General features: G+C 64.1%; 24 protein-coding genes, 1 tRNA gene and 2 rRNA genes. 4 read left to right on the top strand and 23 right to left on the bottom strand.

Translation table 11 applies throughout. The features are described 5' to 3' along the window. Nucleotides 1-142, bottom strand: a 16S ribosomal RNA gene (locus Q322_RS0115930); the annotation flags it as partial. A 442-nt stretch (nucleotides 143-584) separates the two neighbouring features. Here Q322_RS0115930 and moaD point away from each other — a divergent pair. Further along, complete coding sequence (moaD, locus tag Q322_RS0115925; protein WP_029478883.1) at nucleotides 585-1,262, top strand: molybdopterin converting factor subunit 1; 678 nt, start codon at nucleotides 585-587, stop codon at nucleotides 1,260-1,262. A gap of 20 nt (nucleotides 1,263-1,282) precedes the next feature. Here moaD and Q322_RS0115920 read toward each other — a convergent pair whose 3' ends face one another. From Q322_RS0115920 to Q322_RS0115895, 6 genes are all read right to left on the bottom strand, one after another. Beyond that, nucleotides 1,283-2,038 (bottom strand): PrsW family intramembrane metalloprotease, encoded by a 756-nt coding sequence (locus Q322_RS0115920; protein ID WP_034418812.1) that lies wholly within the window; start codon nucleotides 2,036-2,038, stop codon nucleotides 1,283-1,285. Between the two features lie 12 nt (nucleotides 2,039-2,050). Continuing rightward, entirely contained in the window at nucleotides 2,051-2,551 is a 501-nt protein-coding gene (gene ruvC / locus Q322_RS0115915) for a crossover junction endodeoxyribonuclease RuvC (RefSeq protein ID WP_029478881.1), read from the bottom strand. A gap of 92 nt (nucleotides 2,552-2,643) precedes the next feature. Continuing rightward, entirely contained in the window at nucleotides 2,644-3,573 is a 930-nt protein-coding gene (locus tag Q322_RS0115910) for an ABC transporter permease (RefSeq protein ID WP_029478880.1), read from the bottom strand. A 28-nt stretch (nucleotides 3,574-3,601) separates the two neighbouring features. Then, nucleotides 3,602-4,594 (bottom strand): ABC transporter permease, encoded by a 993-nt coding sequence (locus Q322_RS0115905; protein WP_029478879.1) that lies wholly within the window; start codon nucleotides 4,592-4,594, stop codon nucleotides 3,602-3,604. Between the two features lie 124 nt (nucleotides 4,595-4,718). Further along, nucleotides 4,719-6,500, bottom strand: coding sequence for a peptide ABC transporter substrate-binding protein (locus tag Q322_RS0115900; RefSeq protein WP_029478878.1), 1,782 nt, complete (start codon nucleotides 6,498-6,500; stop codon nucleotides 4,719-4,721). 283 nt (nucleotides 6,501-6,783) lie between these two features. Next, on the bottom strand, nucleotides 6,784-7,206 hold the full coding sequence (locus Q322_RS0115895) for a HesB/IscA family protein (RefSeq protein ID WP_029478877.1): 423 nt from the start codon (nucleotides 7,204-7,206) through the stop codon (nucleotides 6,784-6,786). A 184-nt stretch (nucleotides 7,207-7,390) separates the two neighbouring features. On the opposite strand from Q322_RS0115895, the gene Q322_RS0115890 reads away from it, so the two are divergent. Then, nucleotides 7,391-7,642 carry a hypothetical protein gene (locus tag Q322_RS0115890; protein ID WP_029478876.1) on the top strand — a complete coding sequence of 84 codons (252 nt, stop codon included), beginning with the start codon at nucleotides 7,391-7,393 and terminating at the stop codon, nucleotides 7,640-7,642. Here the strand turns inward: Q322_RS0115890 and Q322_RS0115885 are convergent. From Q322_RS0115885 to Q322_RS0115855, 7 genes are all read right to left on the bottom strand, one after another. After that, a complete protein-coding gene (locus tag Q322_RS0115885; RefSeq protein ID WP_211248918.1) occupies nucleotides 7,633-7,914 on the bottom strand; it encodes a hypothetical protein in 282 nt (93 codons plus the stop codon). The genes Q322_RS0115890 and Q322_RS0115885 overlap by 10 nt on opposite strands. A gap of 99 nt (nucleotides 7,915-8,013) precedes the next feature. Continuing rightward, nucleotides 8,014-9,330: a cytochrome b gene (locus Q322_RS0115880; RefSeq protein WP_029478874.1), complete on the bottom strand. Its 1,317-nt coding sequence runs from the start codon at nucleotides 9,328-9,330 to the stop codon at nucleotides 8,014-8,016. Nucleotides 9,331-9,370: 40 nt separating this feature from the next. Continuing rightward, complete coding sequence (locus Q322_RS0115875; RefSeq protein WP_029478873.1) at nucleotides 9,371-10,033, bottom strand: Rieske (2Fe-2S) protein; 663 nt, start codon at nucleotides 10,031-10,033, stop codon at nucleotides 9,371-9,373. 40 nt (nucleotides 10,034-10,073) lie between these two features. Then, the gene (locus Q322_RS0115870; RefSeq protein ID WP_084148044.1) at nucleotides 10,074-10,916 is read right to left on the bottom strand and encodes a c-type cytochrome; all 843 of its coding nucleotides are present in this window, start codon (nucleotides 10,914-10,916) and stop codon (nucleotides 10,074-10,076) included. 243 nt (nucleotides 10,917-11,159) lie between these two features. After that, the gene (locus Q322_RS0115865; protein WP_034418810.1) at nucleotides 11,160-12,002 is read right to left on the bottom strand and encodes a serine hydrolase; all 843 of its coding nucleotides are present in this window, start codon (nucleotides 12,000-12,002) and stop codon (nucleotides 11,160-11,162) included. Nucleotides 12,003-12,049: 47 nt separating this feature from the next. After that, the gene (locus tag Q322_RS0115860; RefSeq protein WP_245593286.1) at nucleotides 12,050-12,256 is read right to left on the bottom strand and encodes a hypothetical protein; all 207 of its coding nucleotides are present in this window, start codon (nucleotides 12,254-12,256) and stop codon (nucleotides 12,050-12,052) included. Between the two features lie 34 nt (nucleotides 12,257-12,290). Further along, the gene (locus Q322_RS0115855) at nucleotides 12,291-12,935 is read right to left on the bottom strand and encodes a response regulator transcription factor (RefSeq protein WP_029478869.1); all 645 of its coding nucleotides are present in this window, start codon (nucleotides 12,933-12,935) and stop codon (nucleotides 12,291-12,293) included. A 161-nt stretch (nucleotides 12,936-13,096) separates the two neighbouring features. Here Q322_RS0115855 and Q322_RS0115850 point away from each other — a divergent pair, with 161 nt between their 5' ends. Continuing rightward, nucleotides 13,097-13,582 carry a hypothetical protein gene (locus Q322_RS0115850; RefSeq protein WP_034418808.1) on the top strand — a complete coding sequence of 162 codons (486 nt, stop codon included), beginning with the start codon at nucleotides 13,097-13,099 and terminating at the stop codon, nucleotides 13,580-13,582. Between the two features lie 53 nt (nucleotides 13,583-13,635). Here Q322_RS0115850 and Q322_RS0115845 read toward each other — a convergent pair whose 3' ends face one another. The 3 genes from Q322_RS0115845 to Q322_RS0115835 all read right to left on the bottom strand — a co-directional run bounded on the left by Q322_RS0115845 (nucleotide 13,636) and on the right by Q322_RS0115835 (nucleotide 16,388). After that, a complete protein-coding gene (locus Q322_RS0115845) occupies nucleotides 13,636-14,571 on the bottom strand; it encodes a DMT family transporter (protein WP_029478867.1) in 936 nt (311 codons plus the stop codon). A 447-nt stretch (nucleotides 14,572-15,018) separates the two neighbouring features. Further along, entirely contained in the window at nucleotides 15,019-15,999 is a 981-nt protein-coding gene (locus Q322_RS0115840) for a class I SAM-dependent methyltransferase (protein WP_051668682.1), read from the bottom strand. Between the two features lie 92 nt (nucleotides 16,000-16,091). Beyond that, complete coding sequence (locus Q322_RS0115835; protein WP_029478865.1) at nucleotides 16,092-16,388, bottom strand: hypothetical protein; 297 nt, start codon at nucleotides 16,386-16,388, stop codon at nucleotides 16,092-16,094. Nucleotides 16,389-16,553: 165 nt separating this feature from the next. Between Q322_RS0115835 and Q322_RS0115830 the strand changes: the two genes are divergently transcribed. Further along, on the top strand, nucleotides 16,554-16,958 hold the full coding sequence (locus Q322_RS0115830) for an SCP2 sterol-binding domain-containing protein (protein WP_029478864.1): 405 nt from the start codon (nucleotides 16,554-16,556) through the stop codon (nucleotides 16,956-16,958). A 19-nt stretch (nucleotides 16,959-16,977) separates the two neighbouring features. Here the strand turns inward: Q322_RS0115830 and Q322_RS0115825 are convergent, their stop codons facing one another. The 6 genes from Q322_RS0115825 to rrf form a co-directional block, all read right to left on the bottom strand. Further along, the gene (locus tag Q322_RS0115825; protein WP_051668681.1) at nucleotides 16,978-18,234 is read right to left on the bottom strand and encodes a bifunctional folylpolyglutamate synthase/dihydrofolate synthase; all 1,257 of its coding nucleotides are present in this window, start codon (nucleotides 18,232-18,234) and stop codon (nucleotides 16,978-16,980) included. A gap of 7 nt (nucleotides 18,235-18,241) precedes the next feature. After that, the gene (locus Q322_RS0115820) at nucleotides 18,242-19,186 is read right to left on the bottom strand and encodes a manganese-dependent inorganic pyrophosphatase (RefSeq protein ID WP_029478862.1); all 945 of its coding nucleotides are present in this window, start codon (nucleotides 19,184-19,186) and stop codon (nucleotides 18,242-18,244) included. 136 nt (nucleotides 19,187-19,322) lie between these two features. Next, entirely contained in the window at nucleotides 19,323-22,646 is a 3,324-nt protein-coding gene (locus tag Q322_RS0115815) for an S-layer homology domain-containing protein (RefSeq protein ID WP_029478861.1), read from the bottom strand. Nucleotides 22,647-22,958: 312 nt separating this feature from the next. After that, complete coding sequence (gene tgt, locus Q322_RS0115810) at nucleotides 22,959-24,146, bottom strand: tRNA guanosine(34) transglycosylase Tgt (RefSeq protein ID WP_034418805.1); 1,188 nt, start codon at nucleotides 24,144-24,146, stop codon at nucleotides 22,959-22,961. A 148-nt stretch (nucleotides 24,147-24,294) separates the two neighbouring features. After that, nucleotides 24,295-24,370 (bottom strand) — tRNA-Gly (locus Q322_RS0115805). Between the two features lie 47 nt (nucleotides 24,371-24,417). Continuing rightward, a 5S ribosomal RNA gene (gene rrf / locus Q322_RS0115800) occupies nucleotides 24,418-24,534 on the bottom strand. Nucleotides 24,535-24,590: the final 56 nt, after the last annotated feature.

The following is a 24,590-nucleotide window of genomic DNA, read 5'->3' as shown; positions in this document are numbered from 1 at the left end:
AGGCGTTATTCGGAACTTTGGGGCAGGTCAGTCACGCGCTACTCACCCGTGCGCCACTGTGACCCGAAGGTCACCGTTCGACTTGCATGTCTTAAGCACGCCGCCAGCGTTCACCCTGAGCCAGGATCAAACTCTCCATAAAATGGTCTATCACTGAACTCCAGAGGAGTTCAGATGTTAGTTCGTTGACCCAAGCTTGCGCTTGGCTGCCTTTTCCAGAGGAAAAGGTCTGCTTTTGAAGTCCGAAGACTTCTGTGATCCGAAAATCACCTTCGTGAGTCTGGAGATACTCCGGGGTGGACTATCCGCTCACCCGCCTCTGTCGAAGCGGTCCTGTCATCATTATCAACACCAGATTTTCATGCGTCCCAGTGGGCCTTTTGCTCCGAAAAGCTTGGGGTTTTCCACTCGCCTGTTTAACGGGCGAAGGGAACTATATCCTTCTGTGATGTATCTGTCAATACCTGAGCGGCCCGGCTTGGCAGCATGCTGGAGCCATTCACGCAAGACTCCTCAGCGTCTGGGATGCGGGACGCAACGGGTCAATACTGCCAACTACGAGACCGCGTGCTAGCCTGATTCCCATGCGGTTGAACGTGGTGTTTTTTGCCCACCTGCGGCGGGAAATCGGGACTGAGCAAGTGAAACTCGACGCCCCTGACGGGGCCGATGTGCGGACGCTGGCCTCGATGATTGAGGCGCAGCATGGCCTGAGTCTGAAGGGATGCATGGTGGCGGTCAATGAGACCTACGCCACGCCGGATCACAGCCTCAAAGATGGCGACGAGGTGGCCTTTCTGCCACCGGTGGCCGGCGGCAGCGACGACGCGGCCACCCACTGCGAGATGACCGATCAGCCTCTCCTCCTGCAAACTGCGGATGCGTTTCTGGTGCGGCCCGGGTGCGGCGCGCAGGCGTATTTCGTGGGCACCGTCCGCAGTCCGAACAAAGGCAAGGGCGTCGAACATATTGATTACGAGGGGTACGCGCCGATGGCCCACAAGGTCATGCAAGGAGCGGCCCACGCAGCCCGCGACAAGCACGGCGAATTGCGGATCTGGATCCAGCACCGCACCGGACGCCTGTTGCCGGGCGAGGCCAGCATCCTGATCGGGGTAGCCAGCCCCCACCGCCGCGCCGCGCTGGAGGCCTGCGATTTTCTCATTGAATACCTGAAGGTGCAAATCCCGGTCTGGAAGCATGAGACCGATGACGACGGCCAACACTGGGTGACGGGACACGCCGAACACCCGGCGCTGTAAGCCTCCATTCCGGTTTGCATCTACTTCGAGTTGCGTCGTGCCTGGGTTTCCAGAAAATACGCCGACGGACCGTATTCGCGGGCATGCGCCTCGAAACGGAGGTAATAGCGGCTGGCCAGGCCGATCATCAGCGCCACCACCGCGCCCAGCGCCAGCAGCGGCCACAGTCCGGGTGGACCGGACACCAGACCATTAAAGGCGAAATGCAGAGTCACACTCAGCAACACGCCGCGCAGCACCCAGCCCCGCACCGAACCCAGTCCCGATCGTCTAAGGGCTGGGCCGCTGACCTGCTGCCAGTGCAGGCCGCCCAGCGCGTAGCCCTGCGGCGCGCTGAACAGGGCGTGGGCCAGCGTCGTGACCAGCGCGTGCCAGGTGGCGGCCCCGCTGCCGAAACCCAGGGTGTAGGTCACGTTTTCCATTAAAGCGAAGCCCAGCGCGGCGGTCACGGCGTAGACTAGGCCGTCCATCGGTTCATCAAAAGACAGTTCGGTGACGGCGGTGGTGGCGGCCACGAATTTGCTGCCCTCCTCGATCACGGCGGTCAGCAGCGCCACCAGCAGCAGCGTCAGGGGCAATCTGGAGTCCAGCACCTTGCCCAAGCTGGCCTCGAAAGCCGCCGCGATCAGCCACGCGAACATACCCCAGGCGAAGGTGCGCGCCAGCAGCCACAATGGCTCCGGGTGGCGGTCCCGGCGCACAAAGAACCACAGCCACCACAGCGTCACGGCTACAGAAGCCAGCAGAGACAGCGTCAGCGCGGCGGCGGCGGACATGGGCTGGGGCGCTTAAGCGCGGGCCAGCCGGGCGGCGGCGGCCTGCATCGGCTGATGCGCCAGATGGGTCAGCGCCAGCGCCAGCGCGTCCGCCGCGTGATTGTTGAACAGTTCGCGCACGCCCAGCGACGCCTTGACCATGTAGATGACCTGCTCCTTGTCAGCGCGGCCCGCGCCCACCAGCGCCTTCTTGACCTGCATGGGGCCGTAGTAATGCACCGGCACACCCGCCTGCGCGCAGGCCAGTTGCACCACGCCAAAGGCCTGCCCCACCTTAAAGGCCACGTCCGCCTGACGGCGCAGAATCTGGTCCTCAATGGCGACCGCCTCCGGCTGGTACGTCTCGATCAGGCGGCTGACCTCACTGTGGATGTAGGCCAGGCGGCGCGGCATCACCCAGGCGCTCTCGGTAGTGATGCAGACATGATGCAGATGCTTGGCTTTTCGCACGTTGCCGTCGATCAGACCCAGGCCCAGATTGGCTAGGCCGGGATCAATGCCGAGGACGATCATCTGTTCAGCATACGGGAAAATCCTGACACGAGACAAGAAAAGCCGCCTGCACGGAGTTTTCCCAGCGGCGGCCCCGAACAATGCAGAAGAGTCTAGCGCCGACTCTTGGGGTCAAAGGCGTCGCGCAGGCCGTCGCCCAGAAAGTTAAAGGCCAGCACGGTGAACAGAATCGCCAGACCCGGATAGAACGGCAGCCAGGGGTAACTGAGCACCACTTCCTGCGCGTTGCTGAGCATGTTGCCCCAGGTGGATACAGGCGGCTGGATGCCAAAGCCCAGGAAGCTCAGCGCCGCCTCGCCCAGAATCGCCCCGGCCACGTCGATGGTGGCGCTCACCACGATAATACCCAGCATATTGGGGGCCAGGTGCCGCCACATCACGCGGTTGTTGTTCGCACCCAGCGCGCGGGCGGCGTCCACGTATTCCAGGTTCTTAAGGCGCAGCACCTCGCCGCGCACCAGCCGGGCCGTGCCCATCCAACCGAAGACAGCAAAGATGGTAATGATGATCACCACGCTGGCCGAAGAGCCGAGATTCTGGCGCAAGTTGGCGATGAACGGCGCGTCGCTGCTGGCGAACAGTCCCGAGATCACCAGTTGCAGCGGCAGGGTAGGCAGACTCAGCATAAACTCGATGAAGCGGCTGATGGCCGAGTCGGTCAGACCGCCGAAAAAGCCCGCCACCAGGCCCATCAGGGTGCCCAGCAGGGAGCTGATCAGGGCCACCGAGAAGCCCACCACCAGGCTGATGCGGCTGCCGTAGATGACGCGCGACAGCACGTCGCGGCCCAACTCGTCCTGACCCAGCGGGAAACTGGAACTCGGCGGCGCAAAGAAACCGCTCAGGTCCTGCGTATTCGGATCGTGCGGGGCGATCAGCGGCGCAAAGATGGCTGCCAGCACCACGAACACAATAAAAGCCAGACTGATCATGGCCGCCTTGTGACGCCGCAACCGGCGCATGGACATCTGGAGAGAGGAGTAACTTTTCTCGGCGGGCGGGGCGGGCGCAGTGATAGTCATGGCAGGGCCACCTTCAGGGACAAGAGCCTCACGAGTAGCGAATCCGGGGATCGACCAGGGCGTAGGCCAAGTCGGCGAGCAACTGAAACACGACGGTCAGGATGGCCAGCAGCATCAGGCACAGCATGACCACGTTGAAATCCTTGCTGACCAGCGAGTCCAGCAGCGCGCGGCCCATGCCCGGCCACGAGAACACCGTCTCGGTCAGGACTGCACCGCCGAACAGGCCCGGAATGGACAGGCCCAGGATGGTGACGATGGGAATCAGGGCGTTTCTCAGGGCGTGCTTGAAGATCACTGAGCGGTTGGGCAGCCCCTTGGCCCGCGCCGTCCGCACGAAGTCCTGCCCGATCACCTCCAGAAAGCTGGCGCGCATAAAGCGGCTGGTAGCCGCGATCTCGCGGAACATCAGAATGGACAGCGGCAAGATCAGGTATTTCAAACGGTCCAGCCAGTACGGCCAGAAACCGTCGTCAGGACTCAGATTTCCCAGGCCGCCAGGGGGTAGGGCAATGGCCCCGCCCGTGACCTGCGGCAGGTACACCGCGAACAGGTACAGCGCCATCACCCCGATCCAGAACACGGGCGCGCTGAAGGCCACGAAGCTCAGGAAGGTCAGGATGTTGTCCATCACGCTGTACTGCCGGATGGCCGAGTAGATGCCCAGCGGCACGGCGATCAGGGTGCTGATGACCAGTGCCGGGATGGTCAGCAGCAACGTATTGGGCAGGCGCTGCGTAAAGATGAACTGGGTGGCCGGGATACCGAAATCGCGCGAGTAGCCGAATTGGCCCTGAAAGGCGCGCAGCAGCCAGGACACGTAGCGCTGGGGCCACGGGATGTTCAGGCCGTACGCCTCGCGCAGCCGGGCCACGTCCTCGGGGGTAATGCGCGGGTTGCCGAAGATCAGTTGATCCACCGGGTCACCGGGTTGCAGGGCGGTCAGGCCGAAGATCACCAGACTGATCAGCAGCAGCAGCGGAATCATCTGCAAGACGCGGCGCAGGGCGTAGGTTGCCATAGCGGGGCCATCCTTTCAAAGAACGTGGAGGGGATTGAATGCAAGGGAGGAGAGGAAGGCCAGCGTGCGGCGCATCCTCTCCCCGGTCTTCGGAGTTCAGGCGGCGTGCGCCCAGTTCCCCGAGTTACTCTTTTTGCTTGTGGGCCGAGACCGCGCCCTTGCTGGTCCAGCCCACGCGGTAGGCGTCCCAGGTGGGATACAGCGTGTAGGCGCTGAAATCGTAATTGGCCAGTCCGTTGGCCTGGATGTACGGGTTGACGCGGTAGTACAGCGGCAGCGACGGCACGTTCTTGGCCCAGATACTCTGCATCTGGTCAAAGAGCTTGTTGCGCGCGGCGGGGTCAAATTCGGTGCGGGCCTGGAGCTGCAACTTATCGTAGTCGGCGTTGATCCAGCCAGAGTTGTTCTGGCCGGAGTAGCCGTTTTCGGTGGTGGGAACGCCCGAACCCTTGAACAGGTCGCCTTCCTCGAAGATGGGGTTGCTGATCCAGGCGTACATCGCCAGGTCCCACTTGCCCTCTGCGCCCTTGGACAGGAAGTCTGCGCCGAAGAACACACTGGCCGGGTAGTTCTGGATGTTGACCTGCACGCCCACGGCCTTCCACTGGGCCTGCAAGATCTGCTGCACGCGCTCGCGCACGCTGTTGCCCGCAGTGGTGCCAAAGTTCAGGCTGAATTTCTTGCCGCCCTTTTGCAGGATGCCGTCGCTGCCGGGGGTCCAGCCAGCGGCGGCAAACAGCGCCTTGGCCTTGGCGGCGTCGAAGGCATATGCCTGCACGTCTTTCTTGTACACCGTTGCCAGCGGGTTGATGAACACGTTGGACACCGGCTGCTTGCCCTGAAACAGCGCCTTGACCAGCGAGGCCCGGTCGATGGAGTACAGCAGCGCCTGACGGATGTTGGGGTTGTCGAGTTCCAGATCCTTGGCCTTCTGGCCACGCGTGTTGATATCGATGTGCTCCCATACCGAACCGGGCACGAAAGAGGTGGTGAATTTGCGCTGTCCGCGCTGAAGGTCAATGGCCTGATCGAAGGACAGCCCCACCGTCGCCAGCGCGTCCACCTGACCCGAGAGCACGTTGACCTTGAGGGTGTTGGTGTTGGGAATAAAGCGGTAGGTCACGGTCTGCACGTATTTGCTCTCGCCGCCGGAGGGCTTGCGCCAGTAGTTGGTGTTGCGGCTCATGGTCAGGCTGTTGCCGGGCCGCCATGCGGTGGGCTTGAAGGGACCCGCCACCACCTTGGGCAGGTTGTTGGAGGTGGTGAACTGGTTCAGGAACTTGATCCACTGCTCGTTTACCGTGTCGCTGGGTTTCTGGCCCTTGGTGGCGGTGTCGAAGGCTGTCCAGGCCGCCTTCATTGATACGGAGGGAGCCAGGCCGGGCGCACCGGCCTGCTCGGCGAATAGGTACGGGGGATCAAAGGTGATGGTAAAGGTCTTGTTGTTTGCGCCGCGCGTGATCTTGGCGTTCTCGTAGGGGTAGCGGTCCGGCACCGGCACACGGTCATCATTTTGCACCATCAGCCAGAACTCGAAATCGGCCACGGTGATCTGCGAGCCGTCGCTCCACTTGGCGTCGGGGCGAATGGTGTAGGTCAGGCTGTTGCGGATGACCTTGCCCTTGGCGTCCTTGACGATCTTGTAGCCGCCGTTGGCCACCGAGGGCACGGTGGTCGCCATGTCAGCGTACAGTTTGCCGTCGTTGTCCAGACCGGTCAGGCCCGCGCCCATCCAGTTGTTGATCTCGGAAGTGATTGCCAGGTTGTTGGTAACCCAGGGATCATAGATGTTCGGCGGCTCCTGCGAGGTGCCGACGATCAGGCTGTTGTTGGCCGGGCCAGCCAGGGCAGGACCGACGGCAGCGGCTCCAAGCAGAAGGGCGGAAAGTGCAAGAATCTTTTTCATTGACGCCTCCGGGGTATTGCGGGCCATCACGGCCCCGAACTGTGTTGATGGGCGTCAGTATAGGGCCGGGTGAGGGTGTGTCAAGCGTCCCGCATGCAATACGGCGCGGCAAATCGCAGACTTTGGGTCAGGAGAGGTGGGGCGGCGTCAATTCTGGGGTTCAGGGATGCCAATTTCCAGGACAGCTGGCAGACAGGACCCCCCCCATCATCCATCACAAGGAAAAGACTGGAACGCGGGGTTCCAGTCTTGAGCAGAAAAAAGTTGTGAGGAGCAGCACGGGCTAATGGCTGCCGCACCCGCTGCTGCCCTCGCTGTCGGGCGACTGGGAGCTATCGGTGCGGAAGGAGTGACCGCAGCCGCAGGAGCTGGTGGCGTTGGGGTTGTTAACGGTGAAGCCGCCGCCCATCATGTTCTCCACAAAGTCCACCTCGCTGCCGCGCAGCAGCGACAGGCTCATGTGGTCGACGAGCAGCTTGACGCCCCGATCATGCACGATGGTATCGCCGTCGAGTTCGCGGTCGTCAATAGCCATGCCGTACTGGTAGCCGCTACAGCCGCCGCTCTTGATGAACACGCGCACGCCGGCATTTTCCTTGCCGCTCTGGCCGATGATGCTTATAGCCTTCTGCGCGCCAAATTCGCTGATGGTCATGGGCTTTTCGAGCACATCACCGTGGGTTCCTGGATGGGTGGTCGCGGTCATGCGTGAAGCGTAGCACCATTGGAACAATAAAAAGGTGCGCGGAAGGCAAAGTGGGCAGACGGAAGGGCAGGACCGAAAAGCGTGCTGGATCACGCCCCAGCCAGCACCACGGTCCATTTCCATTTCTGCTGAGTCCATTCCTCCGCTTACATTCCTTGAGTGTGGTCATGTTAAGATGGTTTCCATGAAGAACCCTTACGCCGAGTGGTTCGAGCAGCTCCGAACCGAATACAGTGAGCAGCTCGGGGTTATGCCGCTGCCCGACGGCCTGCCCGAACATCTACGGCAACTCATCCAGAACCGCGACGAGGACGCCATTCAGTTCATGATCAAGCTGGCCTGGCAATTTGGCGCGCAGGTGGGCTACGCCGCCGGTAGCCGCGAGGGCGGCGAGCAGGTGGCCGTGGTCAGGCCGAACAACCGCGTTCAGGCATAGTCCTTCACGAATTTCCCCGCCTCCCAGTGAGGCGGCTTTTTTTCTGTCTTCAATGCCCATCGGAAACAATTCCCATCGGAACAGTGCCCGCCTGAACGCGGCGCAGCCCAGCATCCCACCTCTTCCGCCCCCCAGATCAGACCCAGCGCGGCCACTTCTGTCAGCACGGCCTGAGCAAAGGCTTGCACCGCGTCAGCAGCGTTTCCGAGGTCTGCCGATTCCAGGCCGAGGCGGCGGGCTTCGCGGGCCAGATGGTGGGCGAGCTGTTCCATTGACGCATTCACGCATTGACGCATTGACGCATTGACGCATTGACGCAGCATAGAAAAAACCGCCCCGGCACCGGCCAGGGCGGTTTAGAGAGGTGGGCTTCAGTCGTCAGCGGCGGCGGCGTGGGCCAGCGACTCACGCTCGTCGGCTTCACGCAGAGAGCGGATGCCGCGCACGATGCCAATGGTAGAGAAGTAGGTCACGGCGGGCACCAGGAAGACCAGAATCCACAGCACAGTGTTGGCATTGGCAGTGGTCAGCACGTTGCCGCTGATCAGGTCCGGCTTGTACCCGGCCACCGACAGGATGATCAGCAGCGCCATGAACGAGGTGCCAATCGCCAGCCGCACCGGATGGTTGGTGGGGTTCTCGGCATAATAGTTGTTGTCCTTGCTGCGGTCCAGCATGGGGACGGCGAACATCGCGCCGATGACCATGGTGGGCAGCAGGATCGCGCCGACGAACTCGGAGCCGATGACGCCGCCGAGGATATTCATCTCGAAACTGGGAATGATCGCCAGCGCACCGAAGACCCACAGCAGGTACCAGTCGGGCTTGATGTTGTTGATCGGCGTGGTGCTGGGCGGCCCAAAGAACTCGACCGGGTGGACCGGGATAAAGGCGCTGAACAGCAGGACGATTCCGGCAAACAGCAGCGTCAGCATCAGCATGATCGGGGTCTGCTGGGTCAGCAGCGGCACGCCGACGATCTTCTTGTAGGCGATGCGCTTGGCGTACTGCGGCTGGGTGTGCTTCTGCTTGATCATGATCAGCATGTGCGCGCCGGTCAGGGCCAGCAGGATCCCTGGCAGCAACATGATGTGGTAGCCGTAGATGCGCGGGATGATGCCGTCGCCGGGGAAGTTGCCCGCGAAGGCCGCCTGCGCCAGCCAACTGCCCACCCACGGAACCGAGGCCGCGATGCCGTAAACCACCTTGACGGTGTTGTAGGCGTAGTTGTCGTAGGGCAGGATGTAGCCGGTCACGGCGGTCAGGGCCGTGAAGATCAGCAGCAGCATGCCGATCCACCAGTTGATTTCACGCGGCTTCTTGAACGCGCCCGTGAAGTAGATGCGCATCATGTGAATGACGGCGGCGGCCACCATGATGTTGGCGGTCCAGTGGTGGACGCGCCGCAGCATGTCGCCGAAGGGCATCGCGTTGATCTTGAGGGCCGAGTGATACGCCGCCGGGATCAGGTTCTGTTTTTCGGCGGTGCCAGGATCGAAGGAGTTGACCACCAGGCTGTTGCTGGGTTCGTAGGACAGCGCCAGCACGATCCCCGTGATGATCAGAATGATCAGGCTGAACAGCGTGATTTCACCCAGGAAGAAGCTGTGATGCACGGGGAAGGCTTTGCGCAGGAACTTGTCGTTCAGGCGCGAGATGTGCAGGCGTTCGTCAAGCCACTGGTTCATGCGCTGTTCTCCTTAGAGCGTTCTTGAGAGAAAGTGGACTTCATGCGAGTTGCGCCTTGACAGCTTCCTTGCGGGCTTCCCACTCGGATTCGGTAAACGGGTACGGGTTTTCGAGAAAGAAGCCGCCCACCACCAACCCCTCGCCGTCCTGCTTGATCGGCAACTGCGCCAGCGCGCGCGGGGGCGGACCGCCCACCACGATGCAGCCGCGCTTGGGATCGTATTGCCCGGAGTGGCAGGGGCACTTCATCTGCCCTTCTTGCTGATCGTCGTCACTAACCGAGCAGCCTGCGTGGGTGCAGATATCGCTGTAGGCGACGATCTCGCCGTCAATGGTGGCGTCAAGGTGGGTGGGGGCCACGATCTGACCTTTGGGGAAGCGGTAGATCGCCAGCACGTTGTTGGGGTCACCCTTGCGGATCAACTTGTTACCCTCTTTATCCTTGCCCATCGGCCAAGCGCGCACGAGTTGCTCGCTGAGTTCACTGATCTTGATCGGCTCGCCTTCCTTGCTGGCCGAGGCATGGACCAGAATGTCTCCCTCGACGGGCGGCATCTTGTCGCGGGTCAGGCGGAACACCGGGTTGGCGGTGCCCAGCACACCCACCAGGCTGACGATGCCCACGGTGGCGGTGGTGCCCATGGCCGCATTGATAAAGCGGCGGCGGGTGATTTCGGGGTCCTGTTTGCGGTAACGGGTCATGGTTCAAACCTCACGGGAAGAGTTGGAGAGAAGCGTGGCATTACCAGGGGAATTCGCCGCTGGCGTCTTCCACCAGCACCTCGCCGTCCATGAAGAACTTCTTGTACAGCCCGATGGCTAGGGCCAGCAGCAGGATGATCATGGCGGCGTAGAAACCCTCGGCGGTCACGTTGGGCATCACGGGTTCGCTGGCCCCCCAACCCGCGTAGTCGGTCACCATCTGGCGGGCAAACAGCACGCTGAACAGCAGGGTCAGACCCAGGGTGACGACCATGCCGAGCATGGCAAGCGGCGTGGACCGGACCTTGTGGATGCCGGGGTGCAACTCGGTGCCCTCGGCCCAGACGCTGTACAGACCCATCAGGCCGTAGGTGAGCAGCACCATGATGAAAGTGGCCAAGAAGATCTCGGGCAGCTTGATGTCCTCGGGGACGAAGCGGCTGCGGTTCTTGAGGACCGCCGGGTCGATCTTGTTCTGGCCCTCGGCAACGGTGGCGGGAGTCAGCAGCTCAGGAAGTTTGTTGCCCCAACTGTTGAGCACGTAGTTGGCGACGGCGTAGATCTCGTTTTCCTTGAGCCGCTCACCGTAGGCGGGCATGGCCCCCTTACCGTTGACCAGGATGCTATGCACATAGACCGGATCTTTCAGAATCTTCTCGTCGCCCGCCAGGGCTGGCCCCACGATGCCCTGGCCCTGCGCGCCGTGACAGCCCACGCAACCCTGCGAGGTGTAGAGCGCCTTTCCAATGACCGGGTACTCCTTGCTGATGTTCGCCACGACCGCCGGATCGACCGTGACCGGTTCCGGCGCGGTTTCCTTGTTGAACAGGAACAGCAAAAGAATCCACATGATGGCCGCGCATACGATGGCGACCCAGGGCATTACAGCGTCGTTTCTCTCCACGTTCCCTCTCCCTCACACACGAAATGGCCTGTGTCACTCTGACCGACTGGGGCAAAACCTTCTGGGGCCTGCGCCGAAATTCCTTGAGAATGACCGAATCGGCGGCCAGCATAGCATGTGCGTCCAGCCCGTCTCAGCAGCACTCCATACCGTCTACAGCGCGCTTTAACGCGGGTCGCCCGCGAGGCTTCGGCAAGCCTCATGATGCGCCTGACCGGGCGGTTAAATGTCCCCCTGACCGTAGACATTTCCCAGCGCCGAGAGCAGCGGCCACAGCGCCTCCGACAGCAGATTGACGTCGCGGTTGCCGGGCAGTTCACGGCGGTCCGTGCCGCCTGATGTGAGCAGGGCGATCACCAGCGGGCGCGGCGTGTACAGCACGCCCACGTCATGGTGCACGCCGTCCAGTTCGCCGCTCTTGCTGGCGAGGCGGTACAGGTGTTCACCGCTTGTGGCGCGTGGCAGCCCCCGCCCGATCAGATCACGGAACTGCTGCCGTTCCAGGATATTCAACGCCAGCGCCGTGTGCGCGGCGTCCAGCAGCTCGCCCCGCACCAACCGGCCCAGCATGTCGGTCTGCTCGAGGGCGGTGGTGCGGTTGCGCTCATTCCGGAGCTGCGCGGCGTTGCGCTGTTCTGGCGGCAGTTGCAACTTGCCCACCAGGCGGGTGTCGGTCCAGCCGTGCGCGGTGAGCCAGTCGTTCACCGCTTCCACCCCCAGCACCCCGATCACCAGGTTGGTGGCCGTGTTGTCGCTGACGATGATCATGAGGGTCAGCACGTCGCGCCAGCTCAGCGCCAGCCCTGGCCCCAGCTCGTGCAATACGCCTGCGCCCGACACGCGGTCAGCGGCTCCCAGCGTGACCCGTTCCTCCAGGGCAAGCCGCCCAGCCTGCGCCCACTCCAATGCCAGAACCAGCAGCGGCACCTTGATGGTGCTGGCCGCCGGAAAAACGCGTTCTGGATTCAGGGTCAACAGCTCAGCGCCCGCCAGATCACAGACGCGCAGGCCCACCTCTCCCCGGTAACCCCGGGCGCGCAGATCGGACAGAAACGGCGTGGTCACGGGGGGACTTTAGCAGGGCGGCGGGAGAAGGGAGGGCGGGCAGATTCCTACTCTTGCAGTAAATTCAGGCCAGCCAGCGCAGAAAAGGGATGGGGCGTACTCGCCAGGCGCAGGGTGCAGAACGGCGGGCCACCCTCCGGTTCGACGCGGTGGGGGCAGGTTGGGCATTCGAGAAACGCCTGCCCGGTGTAGGCTAGGTCAGCCTCGGCGCTGCTCAGCGTCCACTCGCGCTTGCAGCCAGCGCGGAAGGTCACGGGTCCGGTTGCTCTCCCACCCCGCCCGCGCCGTTCAGTCAAGGTTGGCGATGCCCTCGCGGATGGCGTACAGGGCGGCCTGGGTGCGGTTGTTCAGTTGCAGCTTGGTAAAGATCTCGGACAGGCGGTTGCGGACCGTCTTCTCGCTGATGTCTAGGCGCAGGGCGATGTCTTGGTTGGAAAACCCCTGAGCCAGCAATTTCAGGATCATGGTCTCGCGCTCGTTGAGGTCCGCGTGTTTCTCGCTGGGCAGTTCCTCGCGCTTGTCGCGGAAATCGTCGAGGACGTTCTGCGCCATGTCGGCGTCCAGCAGCGCCTCGCCCCCGGCCACCCGGTTGATGGCGTCCAGCAGCGTGGTGGCGTCGGCGTCCTTGAGGATGTAGCCGCGCGCCCCGGCCTTGACGGCCTCGAACACGTAGCGGTCCTGGCGGTACATGGTGATCATGATGACCCTGGCATTGGGATCGATTTCCAGGATGCTCTGGGTGGCTTTCACGCCGTCCAGCTCGGGCATCTGGATGTCCATGAGGATCACGTCGGGGTGGGTGTCGGCGGCGTAGCGGATGGCCTCGCGCCCGTTGGCGGCCTCGCCGATCACGCGCATGCCCTCGGACTCCAGCAGGCTGCGTAGGCCCTGGCGAAACAGCGCGTGGTCATCCACCAGCAGGACACGAATCATAGGGGGCAGTCTAGGGCAGGTGGGGCGAGAGATGGGGAAGAGTGCCTACCATTGAAATGCAGCGAGCCAGACAGCCCGGGGCGAACCAGCGAGCAAGACGACATAGCCAAGCGGGTTTGAGAACAATCTGTAAGGCCGCCCCCGCTACACTGCGGGGCGTGATGACCTGGTTTGATGCCCTGCTCGTGACCGTGTGGGCCGTAATCACTGCGCTGGGTGCGCGGCGCGGCCTGGCCGGACTGGCCTGGGGGGGGCTGGGCGTGACCATCTGTTTTCTGGTGAATTCACTGGGCAGCCCGCTGGCGAGCACGCTGGCGGCGCTGCTGCTGGGTCTGGGCTGCGCCGTGATCGTCGTGCGCCTGCTGCCCCACCCGGCAGAGCAGCCCTGGCACTTGCTGGCCGGAGGAATGGGCGGTCTGGCGCTGGGCGGCGTGCTGATCGCCACCGTGGCCCTGGGCTTTCCGCTGGACGTGCGCGTCACAACTGGCGGGGCCACTGGCGTCTATCCCTCGGTCAACATGCCCCCCGCGCTGTACGACGCGGTGCGAAATTCGGCCCTTCAGAACGGTCTGCGGAGCGTGTGGGGCGGCCCTGCGGCCCTCAGAACGCTCCTGATTCCCGATCAGGCGAGCTGGCAGGAGCAGTAAAACCCCCGCCTTGCGCGGCCAATGTGCGCGGCCAGCCCAGATCCGACCAACAGCTACTCGGCCAGCGGCGCGGGCGTTTCCGGGCGGGCTTCTCCCCCGCTGCGCTGGCTGAGCACCGTGCTGCCCACCACCAGCAGGCCCCCCAGCGCGCCGCGCAGGCCCACCCGCTCGCCGATCAACAGGAAACTGAACAGGGTGGCGCTCACCGGTTCCAGGGCATAGATCAGGCTGGCCTCGGCGGCGCTGACGGTCCGCTGGCCCACTGTTTGCAGCAGGGTGGTCAGGGCGGTGGCCACCACGCCCAGGTACAGCAGCGGCCCCCAGGCACTGTCGGGCGGCCAGCCCACATCCCCGGACAGAACCGCCCACCCCCAGCCCAGCAGCGTGACGGCGGCCAGTTGCGCCAGCGTGAACGGCAGCGCCGCATGGCGGTTCGAAAGCCGCTCCAGCGTGATAATAAAGCCCGCGTAGGTCACGGCGCAGCCCAGCGCCCAGGCGTCGCCGCTGACCCACGCGCCGCCCTCCCAGGACAGCAGGGCCAGCCCGATGACTGCCAGCGGCAGCGCGGCCAGCAGCGGCCACGGCATCCTGCGCCGCTGCGCGAAGACCAGCCACAGCGGCACCAGCACCACGCTCAGGGCCGTGAAGAAGGCGGCCCGGTTGGCAGTAGTGGTTTGCAGGGCAATGGTCTGGGTGCCGTAGCCCGCGATCAGCCACGCGCCCAGCAGCAGACCGTCACGCCATAACCCGTCTTTCCAGGAGAAGCGGGGCGGAGCGGCGGGCGCGGGGCAGTCCGCCCGCCCCCGCCGCAGGCCCCAGCCACGAATGAGCAACGCGGGCAGCAGGGCCAGGAAGCCGATCAAAAAGCGCCACGCGATCAACTGAGCCGGAGGCAGCAGTTCGCCCAGGGTCTTGACCACCGCGAAGGTACTGCCCCACACCGCTGTGACCACAATCAGCAGGAGAACGCCACGCAACCGGGAAGACACGCCCGCGATTGTAGAGGGGATGAATAGGAAAATGCGCCGTGTGTGGCTTGAGCAGGCGGGGGAGGCGGGGTTGGGTCAGGGCACCTCTGCCTGAAAGCAGCAGCGTGACGAGCTAAGATGCCCAACGAAAAAATGCGAGGAGGAGGAGTGTGGATATGGTGCCGGAATCCCTGCCAGACGGAATTTCTCACTGCATCTGAGCCGCTCCAGTGCCATAGAGCATTTGTCAAAAGAGTTGTTCACTTTTGGCCGAACGAAGTGAGTGAATTTTGCCGAGTATTTGGGACTGGCACAGCTCCGTAGGAGAGAATGGAAGCATCGGGAGTCTCCTTTCCCGATGCTGTAGTTCGGACAAATGCTTTAGAAGTCAGAAAAATTCCCCCCAGGTTTTCCCCCGGCGGGGCGGCTGCCCAATGCCTGGCCCACTCTGCCGTAGCGTATAGACGGCTATAAACTTAATCCACGCCCCACTCGACGCTCGACGGGCACTGCGGTCAACAACACCTCGTACTTGCCAGTCACGAACACCTGAAAGCCGCGCTTTTGCAGGTTGCGGCGGGTCTCCGTCACGTCGGCGCACAGCAGGCTCAGGTCCGGGCGGGCAAAGTTCTTCATGCGTGCGCCGTAGCTCAGGAAGCCGTCGCGGTAGCGGGCATTGGGAAAGCCCAGCACCAGGCCGCCGCCGCCCGTCAGATGCTGGCGGCCACCTTCTCTCCAGCCACCCTTGTCTCGGCCACCTTCTCTCCAACCACCTTCTTTCCAGCCACACAGAGCGGCGAGCAGCACGTCGCGCCGCACCCCCGGACTCTGGAGCAGGCTCAGGGCCAGCACCAGATCGAAACGGCCCAGCGCCGGGCACGGCAGTTCGTTCACGTCCAGTTCCAGAAACGCCGCGCCCGGATGTCTGCCCCGCGCCAGTGCCAGTGCCGAGGCTTCGGTGTCCACGCCCAGAATCTCGAACCGCCGCTCAGGAAAGGCCAGTGCCAGGGCGTCCAGCTCGCGCCCGCTGTTCACACCCAGCGCCAGCACGCGCCCGCCCGACGGAGGGTCAATTCGCCGCAGCGCCTCCACCAGCGTCAGCAGCAGCACCGGGTCTTCCAGCTTGTCCACCCGCGCCCACCCACCCCCCGCGCCGTAGCCGCCCGCGTCGGGGGCTGGCCCAGCGGCATACGGGCGCAGGCCGAAACGCACCCGGCCCGGCCCGGCCTGCTGCGGCGTCAGCAGGTGCGCGCCCAGTGCGTCGGCCAGGTCTGCCCAGGCGCTCCAGGGGCGGTGGCGTCCGGCGGGGCCGATCTCGCCCGCGTAATGGCCCAGGCCCACGTCGGGGTCCGGGACTTCCAGGGTGACCTCTTCCCCGTCCTCCAGTGCCGAGCGCACGGCGGACATGATCAGCGAGAGCGGTTCCAGGGTGAAGGACAGCGTGGGCATCGGGGGCCAGCATACGGGGCGCGGGCGTTCCCAGACCAAAAAAATCCCCGCCCGCAGGCAGGGAGTTAAAATTGGTACTCGGGAAAAGGGGTTTAGCCCCCCAGTGCGGAGGCGAGCTGACGCAGACCTTCCTGATCCTCGGCGGGTGCGGCGGAGGCGAGCTTGCCGGTCGCGCTGCCCAGGTCGGGAAGCATTCCGGCTGCGCCTTGCAGGTCGCCGCCTTCCAGCGCGCTCTTAAGCTGCGCCAGCATGCTGGTCACGCTTTCCGCGCCGGGAACGCCGTCGAGGGTGCTGTGCCAGCTCGTGACGTTGCTCACTGCTGTCTGGGCATCCACGCCCTGAACGCCGCCCGAAAGGGCCTGGATGGTCTGCTGAAGTTGCTGATTCATTCCTTGTACCTCCTTGAATTGATCTTGCCTGCCCATGTAACGCCCGATGGGCCACGCACTCTGTACCCAGGCATGCCCTGTGAGGGCCAGCTCAAGACTGTCCTGGACGGCAGAATTGCTTGAAATCATACGGTTGCGTACAGGCATCTGGGCTGGGCTGGGCGGATGAACGCTTTTCCGTTTCAGACCGGCGAGGAACTGGAAGACCTGCTGATCCGGGTCTTCCTGAAAGCCGCCGATCCCGGCCCCGCGCAGGGGCGGCTGGCGCTGACCTTTGCCATTCACGAGCCGGATGCGTGGCTGCGGGTGGACGGGCGTAGTGGGCAGAGCGCCACCCTGAGCCGGGGACAGTCCGCCCGCGCCGCCGCCGGGGACAGCGATCTGACCTTTGCCATGAGCGGCGAGACGGCCCACGCCTTCTGGCGCGGCGAGCTGAATCCGGTGGCGGCCATCACCGCCGGGAAGCTCAGGATCAGCGGCCCACTGCTGCGCGCCCTGGCCCTCGCGCCGGGGCTGGCGAAAGTGCAGGCGGCGTACCGCGCGGAAACCGGGCGCGAGGACGGGGCGTGAAGCGGCCCTTCCCGCCGGGCTACTGCCAGCGCTCACGCTCCTCGCCCGGCGTGCCCAGCAGCAGCGGGCGCAGTTCGCCGATCAGGTACAGGCTGCCGCAGGCCAGCGCCAGCGGGGCGTTCAGGGCGGCCAGCAGGTCCAGCGCCTCTCCCGGCGAACCGGTCAGGGTGACGGGCAACCCCGCGAACAGCGGGGCCAGGTCCGCCGCCAGCGCCGCGCGCGGGCTAAGGGCGGCCCGCGTCAGGATCGCGTGCGAGACGTATGGGCGCAGCGCTTCCACCACACCGCCCACATCCTTGTCCCCCGCCGCGCCGAAGATCACGGGCAGCGGCGCAACTTCAAGGCCGCGCAAGGTGGCCGCCAGCGCCCGCGCGCCGTCGGGATTGTGCGCGCCGTCCAGCAGCACGCGCCCACCCCGCCAGGGCAGCAGTTCCAGGCGTCCGGGCCAGTGGGTCGCCGCCGCGCCTGCCTGGACGGCCCCCTCACCGGCTCCCAAGCGCCACGCCGCCGCCGCCGCCAGCGCCGCATTCTGCGCGCCGTGCGCGCCCAGCAGTCGGGTCTGGAAGTTCAAGGACGCGTCCGGCAGCTCCAGGGCCACCTCCGCGCCCCTCCAGCCCAGCGAACGGGTCTGAACCCGCATCTCTTCCCCCAGTGCCCACAGGTCCGCTCCGGTGGCCCGCAGGAGCGGCAGGAGGTTGGCTGCCACACCTGTCACGGCAGGACGGCCCTCCCGCAAGATTCCGGCCTTCTCGCTGGCGATGGCCTCCAGCGTGTTCCCCAGGACATCGGTGTGGTCCAGCGCCACGCTGGTGACGACGCTCAGCACGGGATCCAGGACATTGGTGGAATCCAGGCGTCCGCCCAGACCCACCTCCATCACCGCCAGTTTCACCCCGGCTTCTGCGAACAGCAGCGCGCCCAGGGCCGTGACGATCTCGAAGAACGTCGCGCCCACTCCCTCGGCGTGGGGGCGCAGGCGGGCCAGGGCGGCGTCCACCCCCTCCTGCGGCACTTCCTGCCCGTCCACCTGAAAGCGCTCGGCGAAGCGGGTCAGGTGCGGACTGGTAAACAGGCCGGTGCGCCGTCCGTCCGCGCTCAGGATGGACGCGAGAACGGCAGCGGTGCTGCCCTTGCCGTTGGTGCCGCCCACCAGCACGGTCTGAAAGGCGTGCTGCGGGTGGCCCACGCTGGCCAGCAGCGCCTGCACGCGCCCCAGCCCTGGATGCACGCCGAAGCGCTGGCGGGCGAACAGCCAGTTCAAGGGGTCATCGCTCACCGGGGAATCAGACCTGCGCCTCGAAATGCTGTTCCAGCGCGGGCACGATCTGCTTCTTGCGGCTGATGCGGTCTCCTAGATCGGCCACCCCGTCCACTGTGGGCGCAGCGAAAGCGGCCTGCACCACCTGCGCCTCGGATTCGCCGGGAACCAGCATCCGGTTGGTCCCGTTTAAAATGTCCACTACGCCCAGCAGCACGCCGTCCAGACCGTCTGCCGCCTTCGCCGCCCGCATGGCCGCCAGCAACTCGGCCTGTCGCCCGAACACATAGGCGGGATTGGTGGTCTCGATCATGCCCAGGCCCCAGCGCTGCGCCAGTGCCGGATCACCAAAGGCAAAGACCTTGTAATCCATCCTGAGCAACTCGGCGGCGGGGGTGTCGCCCAGGTCACTCTTGGCAGCAAACATCTCCAGCGCGTAGGCCATGACGTCGCGCACCCTGGCAATCGGGGCCAGAAACGCCACCGCCTCGCGGTCATCCGGCGTGGTGGTGGGGCTACGGAAGTGCAGGGTATCGCTGAGAACCGCGCTGAGCATCAAAGTGGCGTCGGCCCGCTCCACGCTCAGGCGGGCCTCGCGGTGCAGTTTCAACAGCAGCGTCGCGGTGCAGCCCACCGGCTCGAAGCGCAGGAAGGCAGGCTGCATGGTACTCAGGTCGCCCAGCTTGTGGTGATCGACGACGTGCGTCACCTGAAGATCGGCCAGATTGGGCGCGGACTGGGCGCGCTCGTTATGGTCCACCAGTGCCACCGCCGTTCCTGCGTCCAGCGCGGGCAAAAGGGGTGGGACCTCTACCCCGGCCTTTTGCAGCACGAAGGGCGTCTCGAAGTTCAGCTCGCCCAGGCGGTAGGCCTGAGCCGGGGTGCCCTGCCGCGACAGCAGGTGGGCATACACCAGCGCGGAGGCGATGGCGTCGGTATCTGGGTTGAGGTGTCCGAACACAGGAAGCATGCGGCAAGTTTAGCGGCTGCGGCAGGTGGAACGCGCCGACGATGCCCCCGGTCCCGGAACACGAAAAACCCCCGCACGCGGCGGGGGCTTTTAGGAAACAGGACGAATGGACGGTTACACGGTCAACCGATAGGGCTTAGAAGTTGACCTTGTAGCTGATCTTGAAGACCTGGCCGCGTGCGTCGGGCGCACCGGTCACAGCCCCACCGGCACCGTCGCGCAGACGCAGGTTGCCCACGCCGTAGCCGAAGGACAGGTCGTAGTAGTTGCCCTCGACATACAGCAAGTTCTGCCTGATGACGGAGCCGCCCGTGTTGACGTCGACGTACTTGCCGGCGGTGCCGCCACTGAAGGGGGTGTAGGCGCGGTTGGTGGCCTGGTAACCGGCGTAGTACACGGCCAGCTTGGTGTTGGGCAGCAGGAACTCGTTGAGCTTGACGCCCGCCGAGTACTTGAAGGCGTTGGAGGTGTAATCGGCTGGGTTGGGGTTGTTCACCACCAGATTCGCATTGGTGGGCGAAGGGGTGGTGTAGATGCCGCCGCCGTAATCGTGGCTGCGGGTGTAGTAACCGACCTGACCTTCAAAGCTGGGCTTGAAGATCACGTCCAGCGGATCGGTGACGACCTTGACGCCGATGGCTGCAACATTGCTGTTGTCCACGACATCCGCCAGACCCGCGACGGTGGCGTTGCGCTCGGTGTCGCTGTAGCGGTTGATGCCGAAAGCGGCCTTGACGTCCACCTGCGCGATACCGATTTTCTTGCCGTACAGCACGTCGCCGTAGGTAAAGCCATTGCTGAAGCTGTTGGTGGCGTTCCGGTAACGCTGGGCATAGCCGATGCGGAAGGTCAGGTCCTTGACCAGCGCATTGGCATCCTTGCCGTTGTGGGTCAGCTCTGCTCCGTACTCGGTGTAGCAGGCTTTGTCAGTGAAGTTGGCCAGCGAGAAGTTCAGCGCGCCGCCCACACCATCGGTGTCGGAAGAGGCGATACCGGGGTGATTGACACCGCAGCCGTCCGAGTTCAGGAACTCGTTGTTCGCCAGGCCGAAGTAGCTGTTGTACTTGCTGTTGCGGAACAGGAAATTGTCGCTCTGGGTCTGCACGTTACCGAGGGCCACGTAGTTGTAGTACGCGCCAACCGCCAGACCAAAACCGGGGGTGACATCCGCACGGATGGTGTAGCGCTTACCTGCGCCGTCGACCGTATTGACGCGGTCATAGGCGTTGGCATCCTTGAGGTACTCGTAGTAGCCGCCGCGCACGGTCACCAGATTGAACAGGTTGACCTTGGCCGCCACGCCACGGTCCACGATGACCGTTTTAGCCGTGTTGGCGTGATCGGTTTCGCGGTCGTAGTACGCGCCCAGGGCCACGGGGCCGAGCGTGCCGCCGACCTTGATGCCAAAGCCGACCTGATCGTTGTGGTAAGGCGCGGTGCTGCCGTTGCCACCGTCGTCGGGATCGGCTTCCATGATGCCAGCGGTCTTGTCGTACCCCGCCGTGATGTTGCGGTAGTTGGCGTCGTAGACCTTGACCGGTCCCAGGGTGCCCGCGACCTTGCCGTAGAAAGCGCGCTCGGTGACCGTGGAGAGGCTGCTTGCGACCGTAACCTCCGCAAAGGTAGCAGTGGTCACACGGCTCTGGGCAAACTCGCTGTCAATCTGCCAGCCAGCAACTGCGCCATGCAGGTCCGCTCCGAAGGCCGTTACGTCGCTGGTCACGACGAAGGTACCCGCCGTGGTCCGTGGCACGGTTGTATCGCTGCCGACCGCAGCGTAGTTGTAGGCAACCGCCGCTCCGGTTTCGTCAAGCGTTTCCTGGGCGTAGTTCAGGCCCGCCTTCAGGGTGCCGATGGGCGTGATTTCCGCGCGCACGCCACGGTAGTACTTGTGCGCGCCGTCGGACAGACCAGAAGCGACGCGGCTGGTCAGAACAGGCGGGTTAGCGGTGTTGAAGGTGTCGGTGTAGGTCAGTGCAGCGTCCGCGCCGCCGCGGCTGCCGTAGACCACCGTGATGACGGGCTTGTATGCGCCAATGACCGGCACGTTGCTGCCGTCCACGCTGACCACATAGCCGTCGCCGCGTCCGGTGCTGTCGTTGTCGAACAGGTAGTCGCTGAACTTGAACTTCAGGCCCTTACCGAAGGTCACCACCACAGGGGCGTTGCCCACCGTGAAGGCTGCCGTACCCTGCTTGAAGAAGAAGAACAGGGGGCGGTAGGTCGTGCTGCCCTGAGTGACATCGGGGTAACGGCTGTCTGCACTGGGCAAGCCAGCGCGCACGCCGAAGGTCACGTCGACCTTATTGACATTCAGAGCGCCAGCGCTCTTGGCGAACACGCCCGTGGAGCCGCTCGTCCCGGTGTCGATCTTGCCCGCGTTGTCAAAGGAGATGCCGAAAGACAGGGTGGTGGCACCTTCCCTGTTCACGCCGCCGCTGGGGTTGGCGGCAGTGACAGGCGTGCTGAAACCGTAGTAGTTGGCTGCGCCCGCACCGACCGCAACGCGGCCACCCGTCAGGTCGGCCCAGTCCACCGCAGTGTCGGCGGTGCCGCCGTCGCCGTCGTCGCCGGTGCTGAAGACCGTGCCGGGGATCAGGCGGTCGAAGTCCATGTCGCGCGTGCCACGGGCCACATAGTAGGTGGCGCTCAGCGTGGGACGCAGGCTGAAGGCGTACTTCTCAAGCTGCTTGACGCGGTTGTCCAGGTCGCCCACCGAGGTCTCCACCTTGGTGACGCGGCCCTCGACTGCGCCCACGCGGCCCGACAGGGTGTCGAAGTCGGCCTTCTGGACCAGATCGGCCTGGGCCGCTTCGATGGCGCTGGTGCGGTCCTGAAGGTTCAGGATGTCCTGGTTGAGCAGCACGGTCAGGTCGTTCAGGGCGGCGATTGAGCTGGCGTTGTCGTCGACGTCGGCACGCAGGGTGTCGTAGTCGTCAGCGCGGGCCGTCAGGTCGTCGATCTGGGCCTGAAGGTTGGCCAGGGCCTCGGGGTCACCGGATGGGGCGGTGGCAGAACCAGCAGCCACCAGCTCCTCGACGCGGTTTTCCAGGCGGGTGAAGTCGTCGCGGCTGACCGCGTTTTCTTCTAGGTCGCTGACGCGTACGCCCAGGGCGGCCAGGTCGGCGGCCAGTTCCTGAATCGCGTTTTGCAGCGCGGTCAGGGTCTCGGCGTCCATGCTGCTGGCGGGCACTTCGCCGGTGCGCACCTGATCGAGCAGGCGGGCGATGATCACGGCGGCCTCGTAGCGCGTCAGGTTCTGCGTGCCACGGTAGGTGCCGTCGGGGTAGCCCAGGATGATGCCCTGGCTGACCAGACGGTCAATGGCGTCCTTGGCCCAGTGACCGGCAGGAACGTCGGTCAGCGCAGGAACCTGAGGCGCGCTGGCGGGTGCCTCCGTCTGGGCAGCGGCCATGCCGAATGCCAGAGCGGCGGTGAGAACGAGCAAACTTTTCTTCATACGAACCCCCAAAGGTTGTCGCGCGTCGGAAGCAACGAAAAACGGCTTCTGAAGGTGACGATGGGGCGAGTTACCGAGTTTCCTCTCCCGGAGTGATTCACCGCGTCGTTCTCTCCCGCATACGCAACTGTGTGGTGCAACCTGAGCGCCTCCCCCGAGATGGGTGTGCAGGTGTCAGATCAGAACGGATGATACAAGCATGAAGAGAGATGGGTCAACCCTGAGAGGGGAATAAATCCGGCATGCCGGACGCGATGACCTGTTTCTGACCAAGTTGTGAAGAGATGAGTAACTCATGGAAGCCACATCCACTCACATGTGCTGGGGACTTCGCGTCCCCACAAGTCCGCGCTGGGCAGCCGAGGCACCGAGCGCAGCGGCAAACCACTGCGGCAGTTCACCGCCGAAATAGCGTGCGCCCCAGCTTCTGGCCCAGCCGATGAACTCACCAGCAGCGATGACACTCCTCATACGCTCCACCAGGCGGTGCAGGTAGCGCAGGTTGTGCAGCGAGAGCATGCGCGGGGCCAGCAGTTCCCCGGCGCGGACCAGGTGGGCCAGGTAAGCGCGGGTGTAGTGACGACAGGCGTAGCAGTCACAGTCCTCGTCGATGGGCCGCAGGTCCCGGCGCGGCGCGCTGGAGTTGAGGTTTAGCCGTCCATCGTCGGTCAACGCGTAGCCAAAACGCCCAGTGCGGGTGGGGTACACGCAGTCAAACATGTCCACCCCCAGCGCGATACCCGCCACTAGGTCCTCCGGGTGGCCCACACCCATCAGGTAACGCGGTTTATCCTCGGGCAAGCGCGCAGTGGTGAACTCCACGGCGGGATACATCTCCGCTTTGCTCTCGCCCACCGCCAGACCGCCAATGGCAAAACCGGGGGTGTTAAAGGGCAGGGTCAGGTCTAGACTGAGCTGCCGCAGATCCGGATGGATGCCCCCCTGTACGATGGCGAACAGGGCCTGATCGTCCCTTGATTTGAAGGTCAGGCAGCGTTCCAGCCAGCGCACTGTGCGCTCCAGGCTGCGGGTAATGTAGTCGCGCTCTGCGGGAAAGGGCGGGCACTCGTCGAAGGCCATGATCACATCGGCTCCGAGCGCCTGCTGCACCTCGATGCTGCGCTCGGGCGTCAGATCGACCAGACTGCCGTCCAGGTGGCTCTTGAAAATTACGCCCTCCTCATTGATCTTGCGAAGATGCCCCAAGCTCATGACCTGAAAGCCGCCGGAGTCGGTGAGGAATGGGCCAGGGTAAGCAGTGAAGCCGGGCAGGCCGCCGTGGGCCGCCACCAGCTCCTCGCCGGGCCGCAACATCAGGTGATAGGTGTTGCCCAGAATCATCTGCGACCCGATGTCCAGCAGCTCCTGCGGGCTGATGCCCTTGACCGTGCCCTGCGTCCCTACCGGCATGAACATGGGAGTCGTGACAGTGCCGTGTGGAGTCGCCAGACGCGCCACCCGCGCCCGTCCATCCTGGTGGTGAACTTTAAACTCGAACATACTTGTATTGTGGTGTATGAGGCGGCCCGAAAACCCAGCTTCCGCAGTTGATGGGAGACGCCAGTCTCCTGTGAGACCCAGCACCAACGGTGAATGACACAAGAGAAAAGCCCCCTCCATTGCGGAGGGGGCCGTTCAAGAACAGGTGTGGAGCGGGAGACGAGATTCGAACTCGCGACATCTACCTTGGCAAGGTAGTGCTCTACCAGCTGAGCTACTCCCGCAGAAGACGCACCGCATAGCGATGCGTGAAACAAGAAAAAAGGAAAAACCCCCGCACTGACCGACTTTTCCGGGATGCTGCCATCCGAGTATCATTGGCGCGGCTGTGTTTCACGGCCCAGTTCGGCATGGGATGGGGTGGGTCCACAGCGCTGTGGGCACGGGGGTGTCTGCATTTGTGGGTCCAACTTCAAAAAAAGCTTTGAAAAGTGGATGCAAGAC

Origin of the sequence: Deinococcus frigens DSM 12807, assembly GCF_000701425.1 — a bacterium.
Classification (GTDB): Bacteria; Deinococcota; Deinococci; order Deinococcales; family Deinococcaceae; genus Deinococcus; species Deinococcus frigens.
The sequence above is the reverse complement of the archived record's forward strand: the minus strand, read 5'-3'. Positions and strand labels throughout refer to the sequence as shown.